Annotated in this window: 22 protein-coding genes; 5 read left to right on the top strand and 17 right to left on the bottom strand. The window is 69.7% G+C overall.

Annotated features, from left to right (window positions below):
• Positions 1–6 precede the first annotated feature (6 nt).
• From LWF15_RS02770 to LWF15_RS02695, 16 genes are all read right to left on the bottom strand, one after another.
• Entirely contained in the window at positions 7–555 is a 549-nt protein-coding gene (locus tag LWF15_RS02770) for a flagellar hook assembly protein FlgD (RefSeq protein WP_232808725.1), read from the bottom strand.
• A gap of 30 nt (positions 556–585) precedes the next feature.
• Positions 586–2,604, bottom strand: a complete 2,019-nt coding sequence (locus tag LWF15_RS02765) for a flagellar hook-length control protein FliK (protein ID WP_232808724.1) — start codon at positions 2,602–2,604, stop codon at positions 586–588.
• Complete coding sequence (locus tag LWF15_RS02760; protein WP_232808723.1) at positions 2,601–3,638, bottom strand: NlpC/P60 family protein; 1,038 nt, start codon at positions 3,636–3,638, stop codon at positions 2,601–2,603. The genes LWF15_RS02765 and LWF15_RS02760 overlap by 4 nt, the downstream gene beginning before the upstream one ends.
• Positions 3,638–4,090, bottom strand: coding sequence for a flagellar export protein FliJ (locus LWF15_RS02755; RefSeq protein WP_232808722.1), 453 nt, complete (start codon positions 4,088–4,090; stop codon positions 3,638–3,640). The genes LWF15_RS02760 and LWF15_RS02755 overlap by 1 nt, the downstream gene beginning before the upstream one ends.
• 13 nt (positions 4,091–4,103) lie before the next feature.
• A complete protein-coding gene (locus tag LWF15_RS02750; RefSeq protein ID WP_232808721.1) occupies positions 4,104–5,429 on the bottom strand; it encodes a FliI/YscN family ATPase in 1,326 nt (441 codons plus the stop codon).
• Complete coding sequence (locus LWF15_RS02745; protein WP_232808720.1) at positions 5,426–6,112, bottom strand: FliH/SctL family protein; 687 nt, start codon at positions 6,110–6,112, stop codon at positions 5,426–5,428. Before LWF15_RS02745 ends, LWF15_RS02750 begins: the two co-directional genes overlap by 4 nt.
• Entirely contained in the window at positions 6,112–7,131 is a 1,020-nt protein-coding gene (fliG, locus tag LWF15_RS02740; protein ID WP_232808719.1) for a flagellar motor switch protein FliG, read from the bottom strand. The genes LWF15_RS02745 and fliG overlap by 1 nt, the downstream gene beginning before the upstream one ends.
• A 6-nt stretch (positions 7,132–7,137) precedes the next feature.
• A complete protein-coding gene (fliF, locus tag LWF15_RS02735; RefSeq protein WP_232808718.1) occupies positions 7,138–8,736 on the bottom strand; it encodes a flagellar basal-body MS-ring/collar protein FliF in 1,599 nt (532 codons plus the stop codon).
• Positions 8,736–9,143 carry a flagellar hook-basal body complex protein FliE gene (locus LWF15_RS02730; RefSeq protein ID WP_232808717.1) on the bottom strand — a complete coding sequence of 136 codons (408 nt, stop codon included), beginning with the start codon at positions 9,141–9,143 and terminating at the stop codon, positions 8,736–8,738. The genes fliF and LWF15_RS02730 overlap by 1 nt, the downstream gene beginning before the upstream one ends.
• Before the next feature lies 1 nt (position 9,144).
• A complete protein-coding gene (gene flgC, locus LWF15_RS02725; RefSeq protein ID WP_232808716.1) occupies positions 9,145–9,543 on the bottom strand; it encodes a flagellar basal body rod protein FlgC in 399 nt (132 codons plus the stop codon).
• A 1-nt stretch (position 9,544) separates the two neighbouring features.
• Positions 9,545–9,901, bottom strand: coding sequence for a flagellar basal body rod protein FlgB (locus LWF15_RS02720; RefSeq protein ID WP_232808715.1), 357 nt, complete (start codon positions 9,899–9,901; stop codon positions 9,545–9,547).
• A 445-nt stretch (positions 9,902–10,346) separates the two neighbouring features.
• Complete coding sequence (locus tag LWF15_RS02715) at positions 10,347–10,676, bottom strand: hypothetical protein (RefSeq protein WP_232808714.1); 330 nt, start codon at positions 10,674–10,676, stop codon at positions 10,347–10,349.
• 7 nt (positions 10,677–10,683) lie between these two features.
• Positions 10,684–11,082, bottom strand: a complete 399-nt coding sequence (locus LWF15_RS02710; protein ID WP_232808713.1) for a flagellar export chaperone FliS — start codon at positions 11,080–11,082, stop codon at positions 10,684–10,686.
• Positions 11,083–11,201: 119 nt separating this feature from the next.
• Positions 11,202–13,073 carry a flagellar filament capping protein FliD gene (gene fliD, locus LWF15_RS02705; RefSeq protein WP_232808712.1) on the bottom strand — a complete coding sequence of 624 codons (1,872 nt, stop codon included), beginning with the start codon at positions 13,071–13,073 and terminating at the stop codon, positions 11,202–11,204.
• Positions 13,074–13,214: 141 nt separating this feature from the next.
• Positions 13,215–14,030 carry a flagellin N-terminal helical domain-containing protein gene (locus LWF15_RS02700; protein WP_269809427.1) on the bottom strand — a complete coding sequence of 272 codons (816 nt, stop codon included), beginning with the start codon at positions 14,028–14,030 and terminating at the stop codon, positions 13,215–13,217.
• 158 nt (positions 14,031–14,188) lie between these two features.
• A complete protein-coding gene (locus tag LWF15_RS02695) occupies positions 14,189–15,094 on the bottom strand; it encodes a sigma-70 family RNA polymerase sigma factor (RefSeq protein ID WP_232808711.1) in 906 nt (301 codons plus the stop codon).
• 345 nt (positions 15,095–15,439) lie between these two features.
• Between LWF15_RS02695 and LWF15_RS02690 the strand changes: the two genes are divergently transcribed.
• From LWF15_RS02690 to csrA, 5 genes are all read left to right on the top strand, one after another.
• On the top strand, positions 15,440–15,937 hold the full coding sequence (locus LWF15_RS02690) for a flagellar protein FlgN (RefSeq protein WP_232808710.1): 498 nt from the start codon (positions 15,440–15,442) through the stop codon (positions 15,935–15,937).
• A 4-nt stretch (positions 15,938–15,941) separates the two neighbouring features.
• Positions 15,942–17,360, top strand: coding sequence for a flagellar hook-associated protein FlgK (gene flgK, locus LWF15_RS02685; RefSeq protein ID WP_232808709.1), 1,419 nt, complete (start codon positions 15,942–15,944; stop codon positions 17,358–17,360).
• Between the two features lie 4 nt (positions 17,361–17,364).
• Positions 17,365–18,222 carry a flagellin N-terminal helical domain-containing protein gene (locus tag LWF15_RS02680; RefSeq protein WP_232808708.1) on the top strand — a complete coding sequence of 286 codons (858 nt, stop codon included), beginning with the start codon at positions 17,365–17,367 and terminating at the stop codon, positions 18,220–18,222.
• Positions 18,223–18,308: 86 nt separating this feature from the next.
• Positions 18,309–18,737, top strand: a complete 429-nt coding sequence (locus LWF15_RS02675) for a flagellar assembly protein FliW (protein WP_232808707.1) — start codon at positions 18,309–18,311, stop codon at positions 18,735–18,737.
• A gap of 102 nt (positions 18,738–18,839) precedes the next feature.
• A complete protein-coding gene (csrA, locus tag LWF15_RS35920) occupies positions 18,840–19,397 on the top strand; it encodes a carbon storage regulator CsrA (protein ID WP_285616678.1) in 558 nt (185 codons plus the stop codon).
• 727 nt (positions 19,398–20,124) lie between these two features.
• Here csrA and LWF15_RS02665 read toward each other — a convergent pair.
• The gene (locus tag LWF15_RS02665; protein ID WP_232808706.1) at positions 20,125–22,590 is read right to left on the bottom strand and encodes a heterodisulfide reductase-related iron-sulfur binding cluster; all 2,466 of its coding nucleotides are present in this window, start codon (positions 22,588–22,590) and stop codon (positions 20,125–20,127) included.
• Positions 22,591–22,736 lie beyond the last annotated feature (146 nt).

Below are 22,736 nucleotides of genomic sequence, written 5' to 3'. Positions count from 1 at the left end.
GACGGGTCAGATCGTCCCGGTGTCGTCGGACCGGGAGGGATCGGTCGTGTTCTGGGCGGCGGACTTCGGCGGGGTCTCCTCGGACTTCTCGTCCGGGACCGTCGCGGTGCCGGCCACCTTCACACTGGAGACGTCGGCCAGCGGCACCTTGGTGGTCTTCTCACCGTTGGTGACCATCAGCTGGGGGGAGCCGTCGATCATGGCGATGCCGGTGACGACACCGCTGCCCTGCTTGTCGCCCAGGCCGTACTCCACCGTGGCTCCGACCATGTTCAGCGCCGACTGCATCTGGCTGGCGGTGAGCAGGCTGGTGGTGTTGTCGACCATGTCCTGCAGCTTCTCCACGGTGGTGAACTGCGCCATCTGGGAGAGGTACTGGGCCGAGTCCGTGGGGTTCATCGGGTCCTGGTACTTCATCTGGGCCAGAAGAAGTTTCAGGAACATGTCCTTGTCGGAGGTGGTGCTGTTGGTGGCCCGGGAGACTTCCTGGGCACTGGCGGTCTGGTTCGCCTTGACGATGTCGGCGATGTTGCCGATGGGTGCGCTCGTGGGCATCGGGTCCTCCTCGCAGTCCGGGGGTGGGCGTCAGATCGTCACGTCGAGGGCGCTGTCACTCATCGCAGCACCGGTCATCGGGGTGCCTGACGCACCGGCCAGGGCCATCGGCCTTCCGGCCGTCCCTGTGTTCATCGAACTCGCACCGGTGAGCGGGGTGCCCGGCTGGTAGCCGGACTGACCGCTCCCGCTGCTGGTGGCGGTCTCGGTGCTCGTGCTCGCCTCCAGGTTGACGTCGGCCAGGTTCAGCCCGGCCTGCGACATCTGCTCGCGCAGGTCGTTCAGCCCGGCCTGCAGCTGGCTCAGCGCCGCCGGGGCCGCGAGCAGGTCGAGCCGGACGTCACCGTTGTGCACCGACAGAGTGACCGTCACGTCGCCCAGCTCGTCCGGCGAAAGGTGGATCACCGCACGGTGATTACCGTCGCGCACGTTGCGCAGCTGGGCCGCGAGCTGCATCCCCACCTGCTGGGCCACGCTCTCGGCGGCCGCCGAGCTGTAGCCGGAGCCGGTCACGGCAGTGGGCAGCTGGGCCTGCTGCGTCTGCTGGGCCTGGTTGATCTGAGTGGCGAAGGCGTCGTTACGGGCGGAGGACTGCGAGCTCTCGGACGATTCCGCATCAGCGGACGAGTCGGAGGTCGCGCCCGAGCGGGCCGCGGCCTTCGTCGCGTCGCCGGCGGTACCGGCCCCTTCGGCACCCTCAGTGCCGTCCTGGGTGCCGGTGGCCCCGGTGGACTTCGTCGGCGCGGTCTCGTCGGCGGCCGGCTTACTGTTCAGGGAGGCGAACTCGGCCCCGGTCATCCACTGACCGTCGACCATGATCCGCGAGGGCAGCGGCGCCGTGCTCCCGGAGGTGCCCGAGGTCCCGGAGGTCCCGGTGCCCTCGCCCGCAGCGGTGCCGTTCAGCTTCGCAGCCGCTTCGGTCCCGTTCATCCACTGGCCGTCGACCATGATCCGGTTCGGCATCGAGGACGGGTCGAACTTCTGGGTGATGCCCGCGGCGGCAGCCTTGGCCACCTCCGCCGCCACCTCGGCCGAGGCCGACCCGCCGGCCTTGGCCTTCGCAGCGGCCTGGGTGTCCTCCGGCAGGCCGGAGCCGGTCTTCCCGGTGGCCGGAGCCTGCTCACCCTGGTCACCGCTCACACCAGCCTTGGCAGTAGCGGCAGCGGTGCCGGCCAGGTCAGCAGCTCCGGTGACCCCAGCCCCAGCACCAGCACCAGCACCAGTGCCAGCCCCGACCCCGGCGGCGGCGCCAGCGGTGCCCTGCACCCCGGTGGCGGCATCGACCGAGGCGTCTGCGTCCACCCCGAGCAGAGCGGCCAGCACGCTGTTGTGCCGGCCCTCGATCTCGGCGCTCAGGCGAGCAGCCAGGTTCGCGTCCAGCCCGGCCTCGCCCTCGGCTCCACCGGCCGAGGCGTCCAGGGCCACCTCGATGGAGAGCCGGGTGTGCACACCGTCCGGGCCGGTGGTGGTCTCGATCGAGGTCACCGTCGGCACCTTCGCCGCAGCCTCGGCGTCGGCCCCGGCCAGCGCCTGCGCGATCTGGCGGGCCGCCAGCGATTCGGCGGCCAGAACCTGGACCAGGGCCGACACCTCCGCCGACGCCGAGGCCGAGGCGGCCTCCGCGTTCTGGGAGGCGGTGCGGTAGGTCTCGCTGGGCTCCAGACCGGCCTGCGCAGTCACGTCGGCGCGGGTGTCGATCAGCGACTCGGTGAGCATCGCCCGCCGGTCGGCGGCCTTCTCGGCGGCGGCCCGGTCGGCGGCCTTCTCAGCCGCGCGGTTCTCGGCCTCTCGGTCCTCGGCGGCGTCCTCCGCCCGGTCGCGGGCGGCTGCGGTGCGCCGTCGCGCCGCGTCCTGGGCGGCCCGTTCGGAGGCGTTCTGGCGGTCCAGCACGCGCTCGTCGTACGAGCGGTCCTGGGCCTTGGACAGTTGCTGGTCGAACTGGAGCCCGCGCTCCGCCGCCAGGGCCGAGTCGTTACGGAAGGTGGGCCGGCCGGCGGCCGGGCCGATCAGGGAATCGATCGCACTCTGCAGGTTGGTCGAAGCGGTCATCGCAGTTGCCCCCAAGCGTTCTGTACTCGTCGGACGTAGTTCTCGGTTTCGGAATAGGGCGGTACACCGTCGTACTTCCGGACCGCACCGGGTCCGGCGTTGTAGGCGGCCAGGGCCAGATCGACCCGGCCGAAGGTGCGCAGCTGGTCCGCCAGGTAGCGGGCGGCACCGTCCACCGCCTGGGCCGGGACCATCGGGTCCACCCCCAGTTCCCGGGCGGTGCCGGGCATGATCTGCATCAGGCCGAGGGCGCCGGCCGGGCTGCGGGCCGAGGCGTTGTAGTTGCTCTCCGTCTTGGCCACGGCCGACAGGAGCGCCGGATCCAGGCCGTACTTCTTGCCGGAAGATTCGAAAAGCCTTGCGTACGGCGTCGATCCGAGTGAACCGGAGCCGGCCGAACCGGTCAGCTGGGCCAGTGTCCGGGCCACCGAGTCGGACGAGGAACCGCCGGCGTCGCTGATCACCCGGCGGATGTGCGCCGGGGTCTCGTAGACGTCGCGGATCCGGACCACGTCGCCGGCCTTGGGCGCGTCGATCATCTTGCCGCCACCCAGGTAGATCCCCACGTGGGAGACCGGGGAGTTGAAGAACACCAGGTCGCCGGGCTGGGCGGCAGCCAGCGAGGAGACCCTGGTACCGACCGTAGCCTGCTGGGCGCTGGTGCGCGGCAGGTCGATACCCAGTTGGCCGAACACCAGCTTGGTGAAGCCGGAACAGTCCAGACCGGTCGACGGGTCGTTGCCGCCCCACCGGTAGGGCACGCCCAGGTACTGCTTGGCGATCGAGACCGCCTGCTCGGCCAGGCTCTTGGTGGCTCCGGACGATCCGCGGGTACCGGTGTCGCCGGTCTTGCCGTTGACCAGTTCCAGCAGGTCGTCGAACTCGGTCGAGCCGGTCGTGGCCGAGCCCGTGGCCGCCGTGGCTGCGGTGGAGGAGGCGGCCGACGTCGCGGCGGACTGGTTCACCCGCTGCGGATTGATCAGGGCCTCGATCTGGCTGATCCGCCCCAGCACCGCGCTCATGCCCTCGGACATCAGTTCCCCCCGTCTTCGTTGCCGTTGGTCGGCACCGGCAGGCGGCGCCCGGACCCGGCCCGTTCGTCCAGTTCCTTCTGCTCGGCGCGCATCAGCATCTCGGCCCGCTGCCGCCGGTAGCGGTCGTGCAGGGCGGCCACCGCGTGCACCTCGGCCCGGGCCTGCAACCAGGCCTCCCGCCGCTCGTTCAGCTTCGCGCTGAGCTTCTTCAGTTCGTGCTCGACCTCGGCCAGGTCACCGCGCAGCCGGAACCGGTACACCGACTCCAGTTCCAGCTCGTGCGCGGTGTTCCCGCCGTGCCGCCCGGCCCGGAGCCGTTCGAGCAGGTCGTCGCGCCGGGCCGTCGCCTCGCGCACCGCGGCCTGCGCCTCGTGCAGTGCCTGGGCGGCCTCCTCGAGGCGCTTCTCGCGCAGCCGCTCCACCGTGGCCAGGCGAAACCCCTTCTTGGCCACTACGGCACCGGCCTCATCGCCTCACCTGCAGCAGACCGGCCAGCTCGGCCCACGACTGCTGGACCGGGATCGCCTCGTCGGGACGCTGACGCAGGAAGTTGTCGATCGCCGGGCGCAGCCGGATCGCGGCGTCGGCCACCGGGTCGCTGCCGCTCACGTAGGCGCCGACCTCGACCAGTTCGCGCACGTCGCGCCAGGAGGCCATGAGCCGCCGCAGGGTGAGCGCGAGCTGGCGGTCCTCCTCGCTGAGGATCGCCCGCTCCACCCGGGAGACCGACTCCAGCACGTCGATGCTGGGGAAGTGGCCGGCGGTGGCCAGGTCACGGGACAGCACGATGTGCCCGTCCAGGATGCCTCGGGCGGTGTCGCCGACCGGGTCCTGCAGGTCGTCGCCCTCCACCAGAACCGTGTAAAGGGCGGTGATGGAACCGTTCTGACCCGGTCCCGAGCGCTCCAGCAGGCGCGGCATCATGGCGAACACACTGGCCGGGTAGCCGCGGGTGGCCGGGGGCTCGCCGGCGGCCAGGGCCACCTCACGCTGGGCCATCGCGGTCCGGGTCACCGAGTCGACCACCAGCAGCACGTCCTCGCCCTGGTCGCGGAACCACTCGGCGATCCGGGTCGCGGTGAAGGCCGCCGTCACCCGCAGCAGTGCCGGGTCGTCGGCGGTGGCCACCACCAGTACGGTCCGGCTGCGGGCCTCGGCGTCCAGGGTGTCCTCGATGAATTCGCGTACCTCACGGCCACGTTCACCGACCAGCGCGACCACGCGCACCGGGGCCACGGTGCCCCGCACGGCCATGCCCAGCAGGGTGGACTTACCCACACCGGAGCCGGCCATGATGCCGACCCGCTGCCCGGCGCCTACCGGGATCAGGGTGTCGATCGCCCGTACGCCGGTGGGCAGGGCGTTCTCCACCCGACGGCGCAACAGCGGGTTGGGGGCGGCGTTCTCGACCGGGACCCAGCTCACGCCGACCGGTTTCGGCTTGCCGTCCATCGGGCGCCCGAGCGGGTCGATGATCCGGTCCATCATCCCGTAGCCGGCCGGGATCCGGAGCTGGTCGCCGGTCCGCCGGACCGGGTTGCCGGCCGCCACCCCGGCGGTGGCCCCCAGCGGCATCGCCGTGACCCCGTCCCGCTGCACGGCGATCACCTGGGCGGGCAGCTGCCCGGCCGAGGTCTCGATGCTGAGCAGCTCGTTGACGGCCGCGGACAGCCCGCGCACGCCGATGCCCAGACCGACGACCTCGCCGACCCGCCCCTCGGGCCGCGGGGCAGCCGCCCCGGCCGCGGCGTCCAGCCGCTGCCGAAGAGTCTCAGCCAGCGAAGAACTCACGAACGCAGCACCTCCTCGGCGGCGCTGAGCGCCCCCGGAAGGTCGTGCCGCAACCGCTGGGTCGGGGTGAGCACCGTGACCGCACCCGCGGGCACCGCCGGGTCGGGCACGATCGTCACCCCCTCGACCGCGTCCTCGGCCAGGACCTCGGCGTCGGAGGGGTGCAGGTGCACCTCGGTCTCCTCGGAGGCGGCCACCTGCCGAAGTGCAGCCTGGACCGCTGAGGTGACCGAATCGTCCATTGTCTGAAGTTCCCGGCCCAACGCCGCCTCGGCGAGGCGCAGGGCCCCATCGGTCAGGATGTCCGAGACCTCGTTCCACTGCGGCAGGGTGGCCTGCTGAACCTGCCGGGTGGCGTCCCGGAGGTTCTCCAGCAGTTGCTGGGCCTCGACCGTGAGTTGGGCCCGCAGCTTCTGGTTCTCCTCCTGCAGCCGGGCCTGCACCCGGACGTTCTCCTCGGCCGCCGCCTGCCGGCCCTGTGACCAGCCGGCCAGATACCCCTGGGCCTGGGCCTCCTCGCGGGCTCGCTCGGCGGTGGCCCGGATCATCTCCTCCAGCCGGGGATCGCTGTACTGCGGGTCGATCGTGCCCCGGTGCAGCGGCCGGTCCAGATTGGCCGGCCGCACCGCAGCCTGCGCCTCGGCCCCGGAAAGCACCGGGCTGGAACCGGTTCGGGACGTCATCACTCCACCATCGCCTCGTCGTCGCCGCGCTGGATGAGGATCTGGCCGGTCTGCTCCAGAGCCCGGATCTCCTGGACCACCTTGGCCTGGGCCTCCTCGACCTGCTTGATCCGGACGGCACCGAGCAGGTCGATCTCCTCGACCAGGTTCTCGGCCGCACGGGCGGACAGGTTGCGGGTGATCTTGTCCTTGACCGCCGGGCTGACGCCCTTGAGGGCCAGGGCCAGGTCGCCGCTCTCGACGTTGCGCAGCACCAGCTGGATCGCCTTGTCGTCGAGGGTGAGGATGTCCTCGAAGATGAACATCTGGGCGCGGACGGTCTCCGCCAGTTCCGGGTTCACCGTCTCCAGGCCCTCGAGGATCATCCGCTCGGTCGAGCGGTCGGCCCGGTTGATGATCGCCACCAGCGGTTCCACACCACCCACGCTGGACATCTCCTGCGGGCCCAGCACCGTGGTCATCCGGCGCTCGAGTTCCCGCTCCACCAGCCGGATCACGTCCGGACTGGCCGGTTCCATCGAGGCGATCCGGTAGGCCACCTGGGCCTGCAGGCTCTGGGCCAGGCCGGAGAGCACCACCGCCGACTGCTGCGGGGCGAGGTGGGCCAGGACCAGGGCGATGGTCTGCGGGTGCTCGTCGGCGAGGAACGAGAGCAGCTGCCGGGCGTCGGCCCGGCGGATCCCCTCGAACGGCATCTCGGCCAGGGAGGCGCCGAGGCGCTCCATGATCTCCTCGGCCCGGTCGCTGCCCAGACTCTGGGCCAGCAGCTGCCGGGCCAGGTCCATGCCGCCCCGGGAGCCGGACTGCGCCGCCAGGTTGTCGTGGGCCTCGGACAGCACCGCCTCGGCATCGATCGCGCTGACCTCTTTGAGCCGCACGATCTCGCCGGTGAGTTCCTCGACGATGTCCTCGGGCAGCATGCCCATGATCCGCGCAGCCTTCTCCTGGCCCAGCTGGACCAGGAAGATGGCGGCCTTGCGGACACCGCTGAGCGCCTCGTTCTGGGTTGCCAGAGACATCTGCTGCTACTTCCGTTCTGCCAGCCAGCCCTGAAGCATCGCGGCGACGTCGTCGGGCTGGTTGTCGACCATGGCGGAGACTTCGTCCCGCATCCGGTCCCGGGACAGGTCCGCCTCCTGGGCCAGGGCGAGCTGCTGGTTGCCCCCGAGTGCGCCCTGCTGCTGCATCACGTAGCCCTCGGGCAGGTCGGAGGCGGTCGCCTCGATCCGGGCCTCTTCCTCCTCCTGAAGCTTCTTCTTGCGGCGGCGGAGGAAGATGATCACCGCGATCAGCACCAGGAGCGCCAGGCCGACCTGCTTGGCCAGGTTCAGGTAGCCGGCCGTGCGCTCGGCGCTGGCCTGCTCGTCCAGGGCCTTCTGGGCGGCCTCGGCGGCACTGGTGTCGAACGGCAGGACGCTGACGGTCACGGTGTCTCCCCGGGCGGTGTCCAGACCGAGGGCCTGGGACACCAGTGCGGAGGCGGTTTGGGTGGTCAGCCCGTTGGCCTTGTCGCTGTTCAGCACCACCGCCGCAGTCATCCGCTCCACCGTGCCGGGGGCCTCGTTGATCTTCGAGATGCTCTCGTTCACGGCGTTGTTCACGGTTTCCTGCTCGCGGGAGTAGTTTCCGTTGCCGGCCCCACTGGCCAGTGGAGTCGGGACCTCCTGACCGAGGGTGCCACCGGCGTTCGCGCCGCCGCCGGTGTATGTCTCGTTGACCGTGGCACGTTCCAGTGGCTGCGGCGGCGGGGTTTCCTGGTTGTAGGTCTTGCTCGTGGTCTCGGTGTCGTCGAAGTTCAGGGTGGCGTTCACCTGCACCTTCGAGTTGTTCGGACCCACAACGGCATTGAGGACGTCCTCGACGGACTTGTTCATCCGGGCCTCGAAGGCGGCGGTCTGGCTGTCGGTGGCGCTCGCGTCGCCGGCCGCGCCCCCGCCTCCGCTGCCTCCGGAGAGCAGTTCGCCGTTCTGGTCGGTGACCGTCACGTCGTCCGGGCTCAAGTTCGCCACCGAGCCGGCGACCAGGTTGGTGACCGACTGCACCTGGCTGTCGGCCATCTCGGTACCGGCTGTCAGCTTCAGCAGCACGGCGGCCGTCGGGTTGTCCTCCTCTTCGGAGAACACGCTGGGCTCGGGGATGGCGAGCTGGACGACCGCGTCCTCCACCCCGGCCATCGCCTCCAGCGTCCGGGACAGTTCGCCCGAGAGCGCCCGCTGGTAGGCCACGTTCTGCTGGAACTCGGTAGCGGTGATGCCCTGGTCGTCGAGCAGTTCCCAGCCGGCGCCGTCGCCCTCGGCCCCGCCGGTCAGGCCGGCCGCGGCGAGGCTGATCCGGGTCGCGTAGACCTGCTCCTGCGGCACCAGGATGGCGGTGCCGTTGTCGGCGAGCTGGTAGGGCACGCCCTCGGCGTCCAGTTGGTCGGTGATCGCGCTGGCGTCCTCCCCGGACAGGCCGCCGTACAACGGCGCCCAGTCGGGCTGCGAGAGGTACCGGCTGAGGGCGAACGCGCCCAGCAGCAGGCCGAGGACCGCCACGATCACGACGGCCCGCTGCCCGGTGGTGAAACCGTCGGCGAAGGTGCGGGCCCGCGTGGTGATCGTCTTGGCGTTGAACTGAGGGCTCATTACAGCTGCATCCCGATGATCTGCTGGAACGACTCAAGCGCCTTGTTGCGCAGCGTCGTCGTCAGTTCGACGGCGGTCTGCGCCTCCACGGCGGCGATCACGTAGTCGTGGACGTCGTCGAGATCCCCGGTGGCCGCGCCCAGGGCCTTGTTCTGGGCGTTGATGTCGAGGTTCTCGACCTCCTGCAGGCCCTGCCCGAGCATCTCGCCGAACGAGTCGCTGCGGGCGGCCGCGGCCTGGCCGATCGTGGTCGCGTCGATCCCGGGGACCGACACGTTCTCGATGCTCCCCAGGTCGGCGCTGCCCAGCCCGGAGGCCATCTGGCTGTAGAGGGCGTCGATCGACATCATCTGGGCGGGGTCGGCGCTGCCGACACCGCCGACCGCCTCGATCGGTCCGGTGCTCATGTCAGCTGCGTCCCATCTGGATGGCGGCCTGGTAGGCGGCCCGCACCCGGTCGAGGTTGGCGGAGTTCGCCTGGAAACCGCGCTGCGCCATGATCATCTGGGTCATCTGGTCACCCAGGTCGATGTCCGGCTGGCGCACGTAGCCCTGGGCGTCCGCGTAGGGGTGCTCGGGGCTGTAGACCAGCCGGCCCGTCGCGTCCCCGAGCTCCACCCCGGCCACCCGCACACCGGCGCCGACCTGGCCGTCCTCGATCGACTGGGCGATCACGTAGCGGGCCTGGAAGGCGTCCTCGTTGCTGGGCCGCACGGTGTTGACGTTCGCGATGTTGTCCGAGACGGCGTCCATCCAGTTCTGGTGGACGTACATGCCGCTGCCGGAGATGTTGAGGGAATCGAACATGTCAGTTGCTCCTGATCGCGGCACGCAGCAGGCTGAAGCGGTCGCCGGTGGCCCGCAGCGCCAGCTCGTAGCTCATCTCGGTCTTCACGCTGTTCACCGTGGCCGTGCCCAGGTCGACGTTGTTGCCGGTGAGGTCGCCCGGGGCGTCGGAGTAGACCACCTTCGGGGTCACCGACTCCATCGGGTCGTCCCCGTTCACCAGGGCCCGTTCCAGCTGGTCCTCGAAGGCGACCGAGCGCGCCCGGTAGTAGGGCGTGTTGACGTTGGCGATGTCGTCGCTGACCGCCCGCTGCCGCATGGACAGACCGTCCAGGGCGGAGTGCAGGGCGTCGATGGAGACGTCGTCGAGCATGGACATGAACGCAGCCCTTCGGCGAGAACTAGCGGGCACAATCGTCTTTCGGCCGGTGACCTTCGCGGTCAGCGGCGCGGGGTGCGCCGATCCGTGGCGCGTCAGGAGCGGTCCTTGCTCAGATGGAGGCTTCGACCCCGGCGTGCCGGTGCTTGAGGGCTGCTCCGTTCCTGTGAACGCGGTTCACCCGAAAGCATCAGCCGGGCCCCGGATCACCGGCAGGATGCCCGGTCGGCCCCGATCCGCCCGACTACGCTGCGCCAGCTGGGTCGCCGCCGGACGGGCGGCTACCGGCCGGTGTGGTCACCGGCCCGTCTTTGGTACCCGGAAGGTTCATTGAGGACGTCCTCGGGCCTCAGTCGGTCTCGAGCCGGCCAGGGCGCTGCGTGGGCAAAACGCCAGAGCACGGCCCCCCGTAGGGAAGACCGTGCTCTGTGACCGGGCCGTCGGCTCAGCCGTTGATGTCCAGGGTGGCGCCGACGCGGGACTCGGACCGGCGGGCGGCCTGCGGCCGGACCCGGGTGATCTCGGCCCGGAACTCCTCACGCAGGAAACGGGCCCGGAACTCCAGTTCGGTGATCCAGCGCTGCAGGTCCTCGCCGCGGCGCCGGAACGACTCCGGGGGCCGGCCTCCGGGCGGTTCGATCGGCCGCAGGTCGAACACGTCGTGCCGGCTCAGCGCCACCTCGAACTCGTGCATCGACTGCTCGACGGCATCGAAGTAGTTGTTCCAGGCGGCCACGGCCGACTGGTTGGCGGAAAGTACGGATTGACTGGTCATGGTCACCTCAGCCAACGGGGGTCGGGGTGTTGGAGGCGTCCAGCGTCATTGCCTGCTTCCAGGTGTCACGCAACGGTTCCAGCATTTCCCGCACAGTCAGGATGCGTTCGGGCTGGGACGGGATCCGGCTGCTGTTCAGCTCCGTGACCATCCACAGGTAGAGGCTCTTGAGGCCCTCACCCTCCGGCCAGAGCTGCGTGTCCAGACTTCCCCAGAGCTCCATCAGGATCTCCTGGGCGTGCTGGATCCGGTTTCCGACGGCGGCGAAGTCGTTTGTCCGCATCGCGGCCTCGGCGACCGCCAGATCACCGATCAGACGGTCGTAGAGCATGGTCAGCAGACGTTGCGGGGAGGCCGTGTGCGCGGTGTCGTCCGCATAGCGCGACCTGGCCAGTCCGTTCGGCATTCGTGCTCCTTGCCCTTGCGCCGGGAATTCTGCCGCCAGGGGATTGTCGGCAGATGGGTCGGCAAAGCTGAGTCGTGAGGCCCGCACCGGCGATGGGTGCGGGCCTCACGACCGGGGGATCAGCTGCTGGAGTTGGCCTCGGCCGCGCTGAAGAAGCTGGACAGCGAGCTCTGCTGGGCCTTCAGGCTCTGCAGCGAGGTCTCCATGGCCGTGAACTTCTTGGTGATGGTGGCCCGGTAGGCCTCCAGCCGGTCGGTCCAGGCGTCGATCTGGGTCTGCAGGTCGCGGGCCTGGTTCTTGGCCGTGGACTGGGCCTGCACCAGGGCGCCGGACTCGGAGTCGCTGACCTGGGAGAGCAGCTGCTGCAGGCTCTGGGCCAGGCCGGGCTTGTACTCCAGGGAACCGATCGCTCCGGGGGCCGAGGCGTTGACCGCCACCGACAGACCCTTGGCGTCGGACTCGGCGTCGACCGCCAGGGTGAGGACGTTGCCCTTGCCCGTGGCCTCGACCCCGTCGATGGTGCCGGCGATGTCGGTGCCGGTGACCTTGCGGACCGGGGCGGTCCCCGCGGACAGGGTGGCGGTGAACGCGCTGGCGGAACCGGGGTTGATCGCGGTGACGGTGATCCCGTTGGTGGCGTCGTAGCTGGCGGTCAGGCCGAGGCTGGACTGGGCCAGCACGGTGTTCAGCTTGGCGGCTTCCTCGGCCTCGGTGCCGTTGCCGATCGTGTAGTTGACCTTGGCGCCGCTGCTGGTGCGCATCAGCTCCACGGTGCGGCCCACCACACCGGTGCCGGGCGGGATGACCTGCCACTGCTCGGCCGCGGCCGGCGTGGACACCGCGATGTCGTAGTTGCCGGCCTGGGTGGCCGCCCCGGCGTTGGTGAACCGGGCGCTGGCGTTCGGGGCGCTGGCGGTGAACGAGGAGCTCGCCCCCCAGGCCGCCATGGTCCCGCTCGGGTCCGCCTTGAACGCGGTGTCGAAGGCGGCCTTGTCGAACTGCACCTGCCCGCCCTGGGTCACCGACAGACCGGGGGCGTTCATCCCGGCCACGGTGCTCAGGATCTGCTGCTGCAGGTTGCGAACGGCGCTGTCACCCATCAGCGGGCCACCGGACTTGGTGGTGGAGTCCCACGCAGTGTTGCTCTGGATCGCGCTCAGCAGATTGTTGATGTTGGTGACCGCGCCGGAGATCTGGTCGGTCACCTTGGTCGTGTCGACCGCGCTGCTGACCGTCACCCCGGCCTCGACCTTGCTGACGGTGAAGGACATGCCCTGGGCCACGTCGCTGAAGGTGTTGGTGGCCGAGGAGACGGTGTAACCGTCGTTGCCGCCCACCTTGATGGCCGCGTTGGTGCCCGCCACCAGCTGCTTCATCACCGGGTCGCCGGGGCCGCCGGTCCCGCCGGCGAACCCGCTCAGGCCGTCCAGGGTGAACTTCGACGCCTCACCGGTGGTGGTCGAGACCACCTGCAGGCGGTAGTTGCCGGGGGAGGTCTGCACCGCGGTCGCGGTGATGCCGGCGTTGGCACCGTTGATCGCGGAGACGACCTCGTTCAGCGTGCCGGTGCCGACGTTGATCTTGGTCTCGGTCCCGTTCCGGGTCAGCGTGATCTCGCTGCCGGCCACCTTGGCGCCGGTGGAGTTGACCGAACCGTCGGACAGGACGGTGTGGGCCCGGGCCACTGCCGTCACGTCGAACGTCAGGGAGCTGGCCACCCCGCCGGTCGTGCTCGCGCTGACCGACGTGGACGAGGAGACCGCCGAGGTGGTGGACCAGGCGTCGGTGTTGGCGAGCGACTTCAGCTGGCCCACCGTCGAGTTGATCCCGCTCAGCATCGAGGTGTAGGCGCTGACCGCCTTGTTCTGGGTGGCCTGCTGGTCCTTCAGCAGGACCTGCTGGTTGCCCTGGACCTGGACCAGCTTGTTGATGATGGAGGTGGTGTCCAAGTTGGACGCCAGGCCACCGATGAAAACTCCGGGTGTACTCATGGGGCGTGCTCTTCCTGTGCACAGTGCTACGGCAAGGCGAAAGAGTGATGGACCGGGCAGGAACTCTGCCCGCCCGGCCCATCATTCAGATAGTGAAAGTCGTCCCGGACGGTGACCTCTCGGTCAGCGCCCGGACCGGGATCACTGCAGCAGCTTGAGGATGCTCTGCGGCTGCTGGTTGGCCTGCGCCAGCATTGCGGTACCCGCCTGCGACAGGATCTGCGCCTGCGTGAAGCTCACCATCTCCGAAGCCATGTCGGTGGCCTGGATACGGGCGTTGGAGGCGGTCATGTTCTCCACCGCGACGTTCAGGTTGTTCACCGTGTGCTGGAAACGGTTCTGGTAAGCACCCAGGGTGGCGCGGGTGGTGGAAACGGTGTTCAGGGCGTTGTCGATCGTGGTGATCGCCGCTGCCGCACCGGTGGCCAGGTCCAGACCGTCGACGCCCAGGGTGGCCGAGTCCACCTGCGTGGTGATCTCGACCGAGACCGCCTGACCCTCGTTGGCGCCGACCTGGAACGTGCCGTTGTAGGCGCCGCTCAGCAGCGCCTGACCGTTGAAGGTCGTGGTGCTGGAGATCCGGGTCAGCTCCTGGCCCAGCTGGTCGAACTCGGTCTGGGCCGCGGCCGCGCCGGTCGCGCCCTGAGAACCGGTGGAAGCCGCCTGCACCGCAAGGTTACGCATACGCTGCAGGATGGCCTGCGTCTCGTTCAGGGCACCGTCAGCAGTCTGAACGACACTGATGGCGTCCTGCGCGTTACGCACGGCAACGTTGAGACCGCCGATCTGCGCCTGCATACCCTGGGAGATCGCCAGGCCGGCCGCGTCGTCAGCCGCACGGTTGATGCGGTAACCACTGGACAGCTTCTCGAGTGAGCTGCTCTGGCTGGTCTGGGTCGCGCTCAGGTTACGGTAGGCGTTGAGGGCGGCAACGTTGCTGGTGACGTACATACCCATGATGTGTCCTCCTTGATGTGGGTCGATCCCCGATCCGTCCGTGGACCGGTACAGCAGCTCCATCGGCCGGAGTGCTGGGCTCTTGAAGGGTTTCCGGCGAAGTTTTCTCGATCGGGCGTCCGATCGGACGACCCCCGCGGACCCCCGCCGGGGACGTCTCAGACGTCCGAGTACGTGCTCAGGTAGCGACCGACGTCCACTCGCCGGTTGACCGTCGAGCGCCGGGCGACCGCATCCACGTAGGCGTCCCGCCGACGTCCTCGGGCCCCTTGGGTGTTGTTCCGGCTGCTGGCCTCCGCGCCGGCCCGGGCATCGGCCTCCAGCAGCCGGGAGAGGGCCTCCCGCAGCAGTTCCAGGCCCTCGGCGCGCAACTGCGAGACCCGTGACTGGGTCACGTTCAGCTCGGTGGCCAGCTCGGTGAGCGGCCGCTGTTCCAGGTAGTACCCGCTGACCACCTTGCGCAGCCGCTCCGGCAGCTCGGCGATGGCGTCCCGCAGGTAACCCACCCGCTCCGCGGCGACCAGGGCGTCCTCCGGCTGGGGGGCCGGGTCCCGCAGGGTCGCCGCCAGCCCCTCGCCCTCGGGTGTGAACGAGTCCAGGGACAACAGCGACGCCCGGTCCTGCCCACCGCGGATCTCGCCGATCTCGCTCTCGGTCAGGCCCGAGGCGGCGGCCAGCTCGCTGTCGACCGGGGTGCGCCCCAGCGCCACGGTCAGGGCCTCGGAAGTGGCCGCCAGGGCCCGGGCCCGGCTGCGCAGCGACCGGGTGGCCCAGTCCCGCTGGCGCATCTGGTCGATCATCGCCCCCCGGATGCGGGTGTTGGCGAACCGCGCGAAGGGGACCCCGAGACTGGGGTCGAACGACTGCGCCGCCTGCACCAGAGCCAGCGCGCCGGCCCCGGTCAGGTCGTCGGAGTCCAGGTGCCGCGGAAGGCGGGACGAGGTCTCCCGGGCGATGTAACCCACCAGGGGCAGGTGTTCACGCACCAGGGCCTCCACCTCCGCCGCCGGACGGCCAGAGGCGGACTTCCCGGACGTCTGGGGGGAGTTCAGAAGTTCGGCCACGCTTGGTCTTCGACCGTAGGGCGCTTCGCCTCCACCGTCCTACAGGGGTTTTCCGGCTTTACACACCGTCGGAGCAACCGCCCGGACACCGACGGAGCAGTCGGCCGAGCACGGTCGTGCTGCGGGTACTGCGATTGGGCGACACCCGGACCTCAGGTCCGCCACCCGGATGCCGACAGGTCTTCCAAGCGCCTGAACGCCGCCGCGGCCGCTCTGGGGAAAGGGAAGCCGCCAGGTGGGTGAGATCGATGTCCAGAGGTCAGTATCCCGGCCCGGACGCCGATCCAACCTCTGAAGCTGCTCAGTCCGAAGATCCTCCGTCGGAACTTATTTGGAGAACTCCCGATGAGCCTTCCTGATCTCGCCGCCGTGCTGTGGCGACAGCGAGAACTGATCGAACGGCTGTGCTACCGGCTGGAGTGCGAGCAGCTCCTGCTCGCGGCCGGCCGGATGAACCGTATTGCGTTCGCCGTTTCCGAGGTGGAGACCGTCGTCGAAGACCTCCAGGTGCTGGAGCTGCAACGTGGTGAGGCGGCCGACCGGGCCGCAGCTGAGCTCGGCCTGCCTGCCGGGAGCGGGCTGTCCGACCTGGCCGCCGCGGCGCAGCCGCCGTGGACCGGGGTGCTCCTGGAACACCGGGCGGCCCTGATCGCGCTCACCGCTGAGCTGCACGCCCTCGCGGACGCCAACAAGACCATGATCAGCAGCGGTATGGCGCTGGTCGAGGCCGCAATGAACTCTCTCGGATCGCTCTCCCCGCACCAGGCGGTGGGCTACGACGCGACCGGCCATGCCGACCCAGTAGCCGGGCGACTGCCCGCCGTCATCGATCGGGTTCTGTGATCACATGCCTTTCAACATCCTGGGCAACGGACTGACCGGGTTGCAGGCCTCTCAGCAGGCCCTGAATGTGGTCAGTCAGAACATCGCCAACGCCACCACCCCCGGGTACGTCCGGCAGCGGGCGATCCTGGAGAGTCAGCAGACCTCGCCGGGGACCAACGTCTACACCGGAAACAGCGCCCAGTTCATGGGTGTTCAGGTCACCGGCATCGAGCGGATCTCCAGCGCCTTCAAGCAGGCCGCGCTGAACAGCGCCGTGGGCAAGCAGGAGGCCCTCGAGGCGCAGGCCGCCCCGCTGGACAACGTGCAGGGGTTGCTGCAGGAGCCGGGAACCACCGGCCTGCAGTCCGCAATCACCCAGTTCTACCAGGGCTGGTCCACTCTGGGGAACAACCCCACGGCCGGCACCGCCAACGGCGCGACGACGATCAACGGCGCCGCCGCCGGCGTGGTGATCCAGCGCGGGGCCACGGTGGCCGCGCAGCTGAACAGCCTCTCGCAGGGCGTGGCCGAGGAGTTCCGGAACCAGTACACCAATCTGGAAGGCATCGTCGACCAGGTGAACACGGCCGCCCAGAAGGTGGCCGGACTGAACCAGTCGATCATGCAGGGCCAGGCCGGTGGCACCAATGTGAACGCGCTGCTGGACAAGCGCGACCAGGCGCTCACCGACATCGTCCGGCTCACCGGCGCCACCGTCACGAACCTGAACAACGGCGGTGTTCAGGTCTCCGTCTCGGGGGTCACGCTGGTCTCCGGCATCGCCGTGAACACCATGTCGGTGGACGGGGCCAACACGATCGGCGAGGCCGCTGACAACCCGCCGTCGCTGCTGATCGGCACCGTCCAGGCCCGGCCCTCGGGTGGCCAGGCGGCCGGCGTGCTCTCGGCCCTGAACACCGACCTGCCGCGGCTGTCGGACACTCTCGACACCGTCGCGAACGGCATCCGGGACGCCGTGAACGCCGTGCACAGCACGGGTTACACGCTCGACGGTACTCCGGGTGGGGACTTCTTCGGCGGAGAAGGCGCGCAGGGCCTCACGGTCGTGGCCGGTTCGGCCGAAGAACTGGCCATCTCGCGAACTGCCGCCCCCTCGGTGGACGGCTCGAACGCGGTGCGGCTGGGCAACCTGGTGCGCCCGACCGAGGCCTCGCAGGCCCTGGGGGGCGCCGAGGCCCCGCAGTCGGTCTACTCCCGGATGGTCACCCAGATCGGCACCCAGGTACAGGGTCTCGAGACGGCGATCGACGCGCAGAACGGCGTCGTGGCAACTGCTCAGTCGGCGGTGGACTCGGAGTCCGGGGTCGACATCAACGAGGAACTCACGAACATGATCCTGTTCCAGCGCTCGTTCCAGGCGAACTCAAGGGTGATCAGCGCCGCCGACGAGATGCTCCAGGCCCTGATCGGAATGGTGTGACGACATGGCTAGGGTGACCCAGCTCGGCCAGATGAACCAGTCCCTGGCCCAGATCCAGAACAGCCTGAACGCGGCCAGCCGGCTGCAGGAACAGGCCGCCAGCGGCAAGCGGATCAACAAGGCCAGCGACGACCCCACCGGCGCGGCCATCTCGATGCAGCTGCGCGACCAGCAGGCGGCGAACACCCAGTACGCTCGCAACGCCGACTACGCCAACGGCCAGCTGGCCACGGTCGACAGCACCCTGCAGTCGATCTTCTCCCGGCTGAACCAGGTGCGCAGCAACATCGTCGCCACCGCCGGCTCCTCCAGCGAACAGGCGCGCTCGGCCCTCTCGGCCCAGGTGGTGCAGCTCAAGGGGGAACTCCAGGGCCTGTACAACACCCAGTACCAGGGCCGTTCGATCTTCGGCGGAACCTCCCCGGTGGGGGCCGTGGCCGAGGACGGCACCTTCACCGGTGACGGCAACCCGGTGATGGTGCAGCTCAACTCCACCTCGGCGGTCCGGGTCGACGTCGACGGAGCCACGATCGGGGCCGGCGAGTTCAGCGGGCTGCTGGACACCGTCGCCCAGGACATCCTCGACGGCTCCGCGGCCCAGAACCTGACCGCCCTGGACGGCCTGCTCAACGAGGTCATCACCGCGACCGGACAGGTCGGTGCCATCCAGAACCGGGTGACCTCGAGCACCCGCGCGATCGAGTCCCAGAACGCCGACCTCACGGTGTCTCTCGCCCAGAACGAGGACATCGACTACGCCGAGGTCCTGACCAGGTTCTCGTCCCAGCAGGTGGCCTACCAGGCGGCCCTGGGCGTGACGGCGCGACTCAACCAGACGTCCCTCCTCGATTTCCTGCAGTAACCGCCAGAAAGGGGCACGCAAAAAGCGTGCACCGGGTCCGAGAGGCGCCCCGAACGGTCGGGGCGCCAGGATGGGGTGACAGGTCCATGAATCCTGCTCTTCTCACCAACAGTAATTCCGGGACGGCGGGGACCGATGTCCCCGAGATCAATTTCGTCCGGCCCATCCCAGGGTTCAGCGATCTGCGGCATTTCGCGCTGGCCCGTATCGACGACCGAGAGAGTCTGATCTCGGAGCTGCGTAGCCTGGAGCGCCCGGATGTCCGGTTCGTCGTGACGACGCCGGCCATCTTCTTCAGTGACTATGTGGTCGAGCTCGACGACGAGGACTGCGAGCAGCTGGGCCTGGAGTCGGCCGCGGACGCTCTGATCCTGACCGTGCTGACGCCCGGTGAGGACGCGAAGTCCACGACCGCCAACCTGCTGGCGCCGATGGTGATCAACGCCAAGACCCGGGCCGCGGCCCAGGTCATCCTGACCGGCACGGACTGGCCGGTGCGCGCGCCACTGGGTTGATCGGTGCTTACTATCCGCTAGCCTCTCCTCACGGCCTGAAGTCGGCCGTGGTCGCGGCCCCTTGCTGTTCGCGATCCAACGGGGTCCAGGGAGGGAGCCGCGGTGCTGGTACTGACACGCCGAGCTGGCGAGAGCATCGTGATCGGGGACGACGTCCGAGTCGTCGTCCTCGACGTACGGGGAGACACAGTCCGCCTCGGCATCGAGGCCCCGCGCAGCATCCAGGTGCACCGCGCGGAGGTCTACGCCGAGGTCCAGGCCGCCAACGCTGCCGCGGCGGCCTCCGGGGAGAGTCTCGACGAAGTGGCCGAGAGGCTGCGACGTCTGGCTCGCCCGGTCGTTCCCCAACGGCGCAGTGGTGGTTCGGGTCGATCGGCGACCCCGAGGCCAGGACCACCGCAGGCACCATCGCAGAACCAACCGCCCTCGCCGGGGCCTGAGGCATCGGCGGGGGAGCCGGTACCGAGCGCAGCGCCGCGCCCGGTGCCGACACCACCCGCCCGTGGAGCGGGTCAGCACGAACAGCGGGGTGTCCGGACGATGCGGGCACCACGACCCGTTCCCGCGCCACCGCGGTCGGGGGTACCCAAGCCGGGGCCGATCGGTCCGATCCCGAGGCCCGGCACCCCCGCCGAGGAGACCGGCGCCGACGGCGCCTGAGGTCATCACTCTCGTGAGCAAAGCTGGTCCGGCCCGAGTCGACTCGGGCCGGACCAGCTTGCTTTTGGACGTCGGTGGGCCCGGACGCCGGGCAGGTCACCTGGGCGCTCGGGGCGGCTGGGCAGGCGGGGCCCCGGCGCCGTGGAGAGACCAGGGCCGGCTCCCCTGAACGGCCTGGTCGACGTGGTCCTTGCCGGGCGGCGTTTCCTGCGCTGACCCACCTGGTTCGGCGGATGAAGCGCCCTGTCCTACCTCGAGGCGTGGGGCTCGCCGGAGCTCCACGCCGGCCCGTCCTCTTGGCCTGCTCAGCTCGCTCGCCCGACCAACAAGGGTCTGCTGGCCAGCACGCCTCTCCTCACCGCGCTCACCATTCTGAACAGCTCGGCTCACTGGCTGACTCGGCCCTCTGACGGGTCGGGCCCTCTAACGGGTGGGCCTTCGGACGGGTCGGCCCTTCTGACCGGCCTGGCGCACTGGCCGCCCTGGTTCACTGGCCGGCCCGGGGCGCTGACTGGCTCGGCCCCCTGACTGGCTCGGCCTTCTGGCTGGCTCGGCTCTCTGACCGGCCCGGTTCACTAGCCGGAGCGGCCCACCGGTCGGCCCAGCCCTCTGGCGGCTCGGTCCTCGGGCTGGCTCGGTCCTCTGACCGGCGCAGCCCTCTGACCGGCGCAGCCCTCTGGCCGGCCCGGCGCACTGGCCGGACCGGCTCTTCTGGCTTGCTTTATCCCTATTTGGTCGGCTGGGCCTGGTCCGGCTTGCCGCGCTGGACGGCGGCAAGCAGCATCTGGGCCACGTCGAGGACCTGGACCTCTTCGCGGGCAGCGCCTTCGGACTGCTTGGCGGTGAGCCCGTCGGAGAGCATCACCCGGCAGAACGGGCAGCCCACGGCGATCGTGTCGGCGCCGGTGGCCACGGCCTCTTCGGTGCGGGTGGTGTTGATGCGTTTGCCGAGCTTCTCTTCCATCCACATCCGCGCGCCGCCCGCGCCGCAGCAGAAGGCGCGTTCGGAGTTGCGGGGCATCTCGCGCAGTTCGACGCCGGGCAGGGAGCCGATGAGTTCGCGCGGAGGTTCGTAGATGCCGTTGTGCCGGCCGATGTAGCAGGGGTCGTGATAGGTCACCGGGGTGAGCGCGGCCGGGGTGGCCGGTGCAGTCTCCGCCGGTGCTGTGTCGGTCGGTGCGGCGGCTGGTGCGGCGCTTGGTGCGGCGGTCGATGATGCACCGGCACTGCCCTCGGTTCCGGCGTTGGAGACCGGTGGGGCGGGGCTGTCGATGGGGGCGACGGGGGTCAGTCGCTTCTCGCGCACCAGGCGGTTGAGCAGCTGGGTGTGGTGGACCACCTCGTAGTGGCCGCCCAGCTGGGGGTACTCGTTCTGGATGGTGTTGAAGCAGTGCGCGCAGGAGACCACGATCTTGGTGGCCTTGGACTCGTTGAGCACCTCGACGTTCTGCAGGGCGAGCTGCTGGAACAGGAACTCGTTGCCGGAGCGGCGGGCCGAGTCGCCGGTGCAGGCCTCGCCGTCGCCGAGCACGGCGAAGTCGACCTGGGCCTCGTGCAGCAGGGTGGCGATGGCGACGGTGGTCTTCTTCTGCCGGTCCTCGTAGGCGCCGGCGCAGCCGACCCAGAACAGGTACTCGACCTCGGACAGGTCTTCGATGTCGGCGCCGACCTGCTTGATCTCGAAGGGCAGGTTCTTGGCCCAGTCCATCCGCAGGCGGGGGGCCAGACCCCACGGGTTGCTGTTCTTCTCGAGGTTCTTGAACAGGCCGTTGAGCTCGTTGGGGAAGGCCGACTCGATCAGCACCTGGTAGCGCCGCATGTCGACGATGTGGTCGACGTGCTCGATGTCGACCGGGCACTGCTCGACGCAGGCGCCGCAGGTGACGCACGACCACAGCACGTCCGGGTCGATCACGCCGCCGGTGCCGTCGGCCCCGCCGTTGTAGGCGGCCAGCGGATTGTCCAGCTCGTAACCGGTCTCGCCGATCAGCGGCCGGTCGGCGACCGCCTTGGCCGACCGGAGCAGATCCAGCCCGGAACCGCCGAGCCCGAGACTGCCCTTGCCCGCGTCCGCCGCCGGGGCACCGGCCGCGCCACCGGCGGCCTCGGCCTCCTTGCGGGCCTCTTCGGAGGCCAGCAGCCAGGGAGCCTTGGCGTAGGCGTTGTCGCGCAGCGACATGATCAGCATCTTCGGCGACAGCGGCTTGTCGGTGTTCCAGGCCGGGCACTGCGACTGGCAGCGCCCGCACTCGGTGCAGGTGGAGAAGTCGAGAAGACCCTTCCAGGTGAACTTCTCGACGGCGCCGACGCCGAGCGCCGCGTCCTCGTCGAGCTCGTCGATGTTCTCGAAGTCGAGCACCTCGCCCTTGAGCGAGATCGGCTGCAGCGGGCCCAGGCTGGTGGTCGAGGGGCCCACCCGCGAGGGCGTGGGGTTGCGCTTGAACCAGATGTTGGGGAAGGCCAGGAAGCGGTGCCAGGCCACACCCATCGTGGTGTTCAGCCCGATCGTGATCGCCCAGGACATCGAGATCGCGATCTTGATGCCGGCGACCAGCACGATCAGGTTCTCGAGCGTGCTGTCGGACAGGCCGCCGAACGCCGAGCCCAGCAGCTGCCCGACCGGGTAGTGCCACCCGTTGCCGTGCTCGTGGTCGATCGCGTACTCGAGGCTGCGCAGCAGCAGGATGCACACCATCACGCCGAGGATCACCAGCTCGACGAAGTATGCCTGCCAGAAGGTCGAGCCGAAGAACCGGCTCCGGCGGCCCTGGCTGCGCGGGTGCTGCTTCTGCCGCACCGCCATCAGCAGCAGGATGCCGCCCAGGCCGATCACCGACAGGCCCTCGGACACCCATTCGTAGGGCGGGAACGCGCCCACCAGCCAGAGCCGGAAGTGCGGGTCGAAGATCTGCCCGTACGCCGTGACCAGGGTGAAGAACAGGAAACCGAACCCGACCATGGTGAACCAGTGCGCCACCGCGACCAGCGGCAGCCGCGCCATCCGGGTGTGGCCCAGGAACTCCACCACCAGCGTCCGGGTACGCGCCACCGGGTCTGCCGTGCGTGAGCGGTCGGGCTCGCCGAGCCGGATGACCTGCACGAAGTTGGTGACGGCGCGGGCCAGCAGCGCGACCCCCGCCACGGTCATGGCAAGGCTCACCACGATGACCGCGATCTGGAGCGGAGTGTTCATGCGGGGTGGTACTCCTGTCGGGATACGCGCCCGGGCCGAGTGCCGGGTTGCGTCGGTGTCGTGCGGATCCAGCTTACGGACGGCGGATGCCCGGGCATGCACCGCTCCTGTGACCCAGGTCTCCTCCGGTGGGGTGGACGGGTGGT

Origin of the sequence: Kineosporia rhizophila, assembly GCF_021277265.1 — a bacterium.
Taxonomy (GTDB): Bacteria; Actinomycetota; Actinomycetes; order Actinomycetales; family Kineosporiaceae; genus Kineosporia; species Kineosporia rhizophila.
The sequence above is the reverse complement of the archived record's forward strand: the minus strand, read 5'-3'. Positions and strand labels throughout refer to the sequence as shown.